The organism is Methanospirillum sp. (assembly GCF_028679455.1).
Taxonomy (GTDB): Archaea; Halobacteriota; Methanomicrobia; order Methanomicrobiales; family Methanospirillaceae; genus Methanospirillum.
This window is the reverse complement of the sequence record NZ_JAJRBM010000331.1, coordinates 1-4,580: the sequence shown is the minus strand read 5'-3', so window position 1 is coordinate 4,580 and position 4,580 is coordinate 1. Positions and strand designations below refer to the sequence as shown.

At 49.7% G+C, this 4,580-nt stretch carries 4 protein-coding genes and 1 tRNA gene; 4 read left to right on the top strand and 1 reads right to left on the bottom strand.

Annotated elements, in window-relative coordinates; translation table 11 throughout:
- Window positions 1-89 precede the first annotated feature (89 nt).
- Genes LUQ50_RS11425 through LUQ50_RS11410 form a run of 4 tightly spaced genes read left to right on the top strand, consistent with a single transcriptional unit; the run spans window position 90 to window position 4,405 of the window.
- Window positions 90-1,577, top strand: a complete 1,488-nt coding sequence (locus tag LUQ50_RS11425; protein WP_300039961.1) for a 2-isopropylmalate synthase — start codon at window positions 90-92, stop codon at window positions 1,575-1,577.
- Window positions 1,558-2,811 (top strand): 3-isopropylmalate dehydratase large subunit, encoded by a 1,254-nt coding sequence (locus tag LUQ50_RS11420; RefSeq protein WP_300039959.1) that lies wholly within the window; start codon window positions 1,558-1,560, stop codon window positions 2,809-2,811. The genes LUQ50_RS11425 and LUQ50_RS11420 overlap by 20 nt, the downstream gene beginning before the upstream one ends.
- Window positions 2,811-3,299, top strand: coding sequence for a 3-isopropylmalate dehydratase small subunit (locus LUQ50_RS11415; RefSeq protein ID WP_300039960.1), 489 nt, complete (start codon window positions 2,811-2,813; stop codon window positions 3,297-3,299). Before LUQ50_RS11420 ends, LUQ50_RS11415 begins: the two co-directional genes overlap by 1 nt.
- Window positions 3,287-4,405: an isocitrate/isopropylmalate family dehydrogenase gene (locus LUQ50_RS11410; RefSeq protein ID WP_300039958.1), complete on the top strand. Its 1,119-nt coding sequence runs from the start codon at window positions 3,287-3,289 to the stop codon at window positions 4,403-4,405. Before LUQ50_RS11415 ends, LUQ50_RS11410 begins: the two co-directional genes overlap by 13 nt.
- Window positions 4,406-4,452: 47 nt before the next feature.
- Here the strand turns inward: LUQ50_RS11410 and LUQ50_RS11405 are convergent.
- Window positions 4,453-4,536: transfer RNA gene (locus LUQ50_RS11405), tRNA-Ser, on the bottom strand.
- Window positions 4,537-4,580 lie beyond the last annotated feature (44 nt).

Sequence of the window (4,580 nt, the reverse complement as noted above, 5' to 3'; positions counted from 1 at the left end):
GTCTCCAAACACTTTTGAGGCAGGGAGCGCCGGTGTTGTACACTCGGCAGGTCGCTTTCTCCAGCGATAAGAATTCTACTGTAAAGAAGATCTCTGTTTTCGACACGACTCTCCGGGATGGAGAACAGACTCCGGGTGTATCTTTTTCCACTGCTGACAAGATTGAGATAGCAAGGCAGTTATCTGGTATTGGTGTCAGTGTAATCGAAGCCGGGTTTCCTGCTTCGTCAGAAGATGAGTATGCAACTGTCAAGGCCATTGTTGCCGAAGGTCTGGATGCTCCCGTCTGTGGGCTGGCCCGTTCGGTGAAAGGCGATGTTGATCGCTGCATCGATGCCGGTGTTGACATGGTGCATGTGTTTATTCCAACCTCTGAGGTGCAGCGAACACATACTATCAGGAAAACACATCAGGAAGTTGTTTCCATAACCGGAGATATTGTCAGATATGCACGAGATCATGTTGATCAGGTGTTGTTCTCAGCGATGGATGCAACCCGTACGGGTCTGCCTGAACTGATTGAAGTATTTGAAACGGCAGTTGGTGCAGGTGCTACTGCAATCAATGTTCCTGATACGGTGGGAGTTGCAACTCCTTCCTCGATGAAGACTATGATCGCAGCACTGCGGGAACGGATCGCTTGCACGATTGATGTTCATTGCCACAATGACTTTGGAATGGCAACCGCGAATACCATCTCTGCGGTCGAAGCAGGTGCTGATCAGGTCCAGGTTACGGTGAATGGTATCGGTGAACGAGCAGGGAATGCAGATCTGGCATGTACAACCATGATCATAGAGTCAATCTTCGGGTACAATACCGGGATTGAAACCGCGAGACTGGTTGAGACTTCACGTATGGTCTCCCGCTTCTCAGGTCTGATGGTGCCTCCAAACTGGCCGGTAACCGGGGAATATGCCTTTTCGCATGAGAGTGGTATTCACTCCCAGGGAGTACTGGAAAATGCCAGTACCTTTGAGCCTGGCATTATGACTCCCGAGATGGTTGGTCATCGTCGACGGTTGAAACTGGGTAAACATGTCGGCCGGCATGCAGTCCGTGATATGCTGAATCAGGTGCATATTTCACCTGATGAGGATCAGATTGATGAAATTATTGCGCGAATCAAACTAATTGCCTCAAAGGGGAAGAAGATCACCGAACAGGATCTGTATGAGATCGCTGAAACTGTGGCTGGTTCTGGTGTATCTGGTAGATACATCGATCTGGTTGATATTGCCATCATGACCGGGAACCATATGATACCTACCGCCACAGTCAGGGCACGAGTGGGTGGTTCAGAGCAGGTCTGCTGCTGCACCGGAAATGGTCCGGTGGACGCAGCTATCAAGGCCCTGGTCGGCACTGTACCGCGCCACGCAGAGCTGAAGGAATTTAATGTCACGGCAATCTCTGAAGGGAGTGATGCGATAGCGCATGTAGCGCTTGTCGTCGAAGATGAGAAAGGCCGGCTGTTTGATGCTGCAGCGTCCGGAGATGACATTGTAATGGCATCAGCAGAAGCAATGACAAATGCACTGAATATGGTATATCGCAATGGATCAGACAATAGTTGAGAAGATCTTCTCCCGGCGGTGCAACAAGGATGTAGTCGCTGGAGAAGTGGTAATGGCCCCGGTAGATGGGGCGATGATGCATGACATCACAGGTCCCCTGGCAATTGAGAAATTCTATGAGATGGGTGGAACCAGGGTGTTCGATCCCAAAAAAGTAATTATGCTTTTTGATCACCAGATTCCTGCCGACTCATTAAATGCAGCAGAAAACCAGAAAACAATGCGGAAATTCGGAAATGAACAGAATATTCTGAATTACGACATTAAGGAGGGGGTCTGTCATCAGGTTACTCTGGAAAAGGGGAGAGTCTGTCCCGGTGATATAGTAATCGGGGGAGACTCGCACACCTGTACCTATGGGGCAGTTGGTGCGTTTGCAACCGGAGTCGGATCCACAGATCTCGGATTTGCACTGCGGTACGGATGCCTCTACTTCCGGGTACCTGACAGCATCAGGGCGAATGTTACCGGGAAATTTGCAGATCGGGTAGGGGCCAAAGATCTCATCTTGAATATTATCAAGGATATCACTGTCGACGGGGCAACCTACAAAGCAGTGGAGTTTACCGGAGAAACGGTATCATCTATGCCGATGGCGGGGCGGATGACCTGCTGTAATATGGCAATTGAGATGGGTGGAAAAGTAGGAATCGTTCCCCCGGATCAGATCACCGCTGCCTATCTGAAAGACCGGGCATCCTTTCAGGGAACGGACCTGGCAAGTGATGACGGGGCTACGTATTCATCATGGCGGGAGTATGATGCAGGAGATCTTGTTCCCCAGGTTGCAGTTCCACATAATGTGGATCAGGTGGTGGATGTTGATCAGGTGGCCGGCACTCCGGTTGACCAGGTGTTCATAGGTTCCTGTACAAATGGAAGGTTTGAAGATATGCAGGAAGCAGCTGAAGTGCTTGGAAATCGTTCCTTCTCAGATAAGGTCCGTGTCCTGGTTATTCCAGCATCCCGGCCTGAGTACCTGAAAACCCTGCGGGCAGGCATTATCGAGCAGTTTGTTGAAGCAGGTGCTCTTGTCGAAGCACCTTGTTGTGGACCCTGCATGGGAGGTTCTTTCGGTCTGATTGCATCAGGTGAGGTCTCATTCTCAACTTCAAACCGGAATTTCAAGGGTCGTCAGGGTTCGACAGAAGGGAAGGTTTATCTCGGTTCTGCTGCCACCGCCGCAGCCACCGCAATCACCGGAGTAATCACTGATCCGCGGGAGGTGCGATGATGCGGGTCTGGAAGTTTGGGGATAATATCGATACTGATGCTATCATCCCTGGTCGTTTTCTTACCATCAATGATCCCAAAGGTCTGGCGGAACATGCCTTCGAAGGATTCAGGGATGGATTTGCAGGAAATGCACAGGAAGGCGATATGATCGTCGCAGGAAGGAACTTTGGCTGCGGTTCCTCGAGGGAACATGCACCTCTGGCTCTGACCGGCTCCGGGGTCCGTGTGGTGATTGCTGAGTCATTTGCTCGGATTTTTTATCGAAACAGTGTAAATGTCGGGCTCCTGCTGGTCATCTGCCCTCACGCTGGTGAGATCACCGAACAGGATCAGATCACCGGGCATTTTGCAGAAGGGTATATTGAGGTGTCAGGGAAGCGGTTTGACATCGAACCAGTTCCTGCATTTTTGCAGCGGATCATCGATGCAGGTGGGCTGGTTTCGTATGCAAAAAAGATCAGGAGTGAAGACCTGTGCATGAAGTAGCGGTAATAGGAGGGGACGGAATCGGTCCCGAGATCATTGCAACCGGACGGAAGGTGCTGGATGCTGCGGGGGAGCGGTATGGATTTGAGATTGGCTGGACTGATTTTGATATTGGTGCAGACCGGTATCTGAAGACTGGTGAACTGGTAAGTGAGCAGGAACTTGATGCACTCTCATCCTATCCTGCTATTTACTTTGGGGCAATCGGAGATGATCGGGTTACTCCGGGAATTCTTGAAAAGGGAATCCTGCTCACCCTCAGGTTTGCCTTTGATCAGTATGTGAACCTGCGTCCGGTGAAGATGCTAGCCGGGGTCGAGACTCCTTTAGCCGGAAAAGGGCCAAAAGATATTGATTTCCTGGTAGTGAGGGAAAACACTGAGGACTTCTATGTCGGGATCGGTTCGCGGTTTACTGGAAAAGAGCATAAGCAGCTCGAAGTTGTGCGAAATCTCTACTCAGTCAAGTTCGGGCTTGATGTTGAGAGCGATGCAGAGGAGATCGCGTATCAGATTGGAGTTCTTACGCGGGAAGGTTCCAGAAGGGTTATTGAGTATGCCTTTGATGCTTCACGTAAACGCAGGAAAAAAGTCACCTCGGTAGACAAGGCCAATGTCCTCTCTGATGTTTACGGCCTCTGGAGAGATGTATTCAGGGATGTAGCTGCTCAAAATCAGGATATCACTACTGAATTCAACTACGTGGATGCGATAACCATGTGGTTTGTTAAGAACCCGGAATGGTTCGATGTAGTAGTTACCCCGAATATGTTCGGTGATATCATCACCGACCTGGGTGCCATGATTCAAGGTGGACTTGGCCTTGCTCCCGGAGGAAATATCAATCCCCATGGGACTTCAATGTTTGAGCCTATCCATGGTTCTGCGCCGAAGTACAAAGGCCAGAATGTAGCAAATCCTTTTGCAACCATCTGGGCAGGAGCCATGCTGCTGGATCATCTGGGTGAAGAAGAAGCCGGTGCAGCGATCGTAAAAGGCATTGAAGCTTCTATCAGTAAGGGAGTGGTAACCCGTGATATGGGTGGTTCAGCATCTACAAGTGCAGTTGGAGACTGGGTAGCAGATTGGATTCGCAGATCAAAATAATTCTCTTTTTCCGAAGAATCTTTTTCAAGATTAAAAAAATAAAAAAACGCTAAGGGGGAGATTTGAACTCCCGAGGGATTACTCCCACAAGATTTCCAATCTTGCGCCTTCCCAGACTAGACTACCTCAGCAAAAGAATTGCTCTATTATTTTAGCTCTTTCTGATTTAATCCTT

Excerpts from the sequence above, each read along its gene's own strand:
- LUQ50_RS11420 (WP_300039959.1), top strand. The coding sequence starts at position 1,558 with ATGGATCAGACAATAGTTGAGAAGATCTTCTCCCGGCGGTGCAACAAG.
- LUQ50_RS11415 (WP_300039960.1), top strand. The coding sequence starts at position 2,811 with ATGCGGGTCTGGAAGTTTGGGGATAATATCGATACTGATGCTATCATC.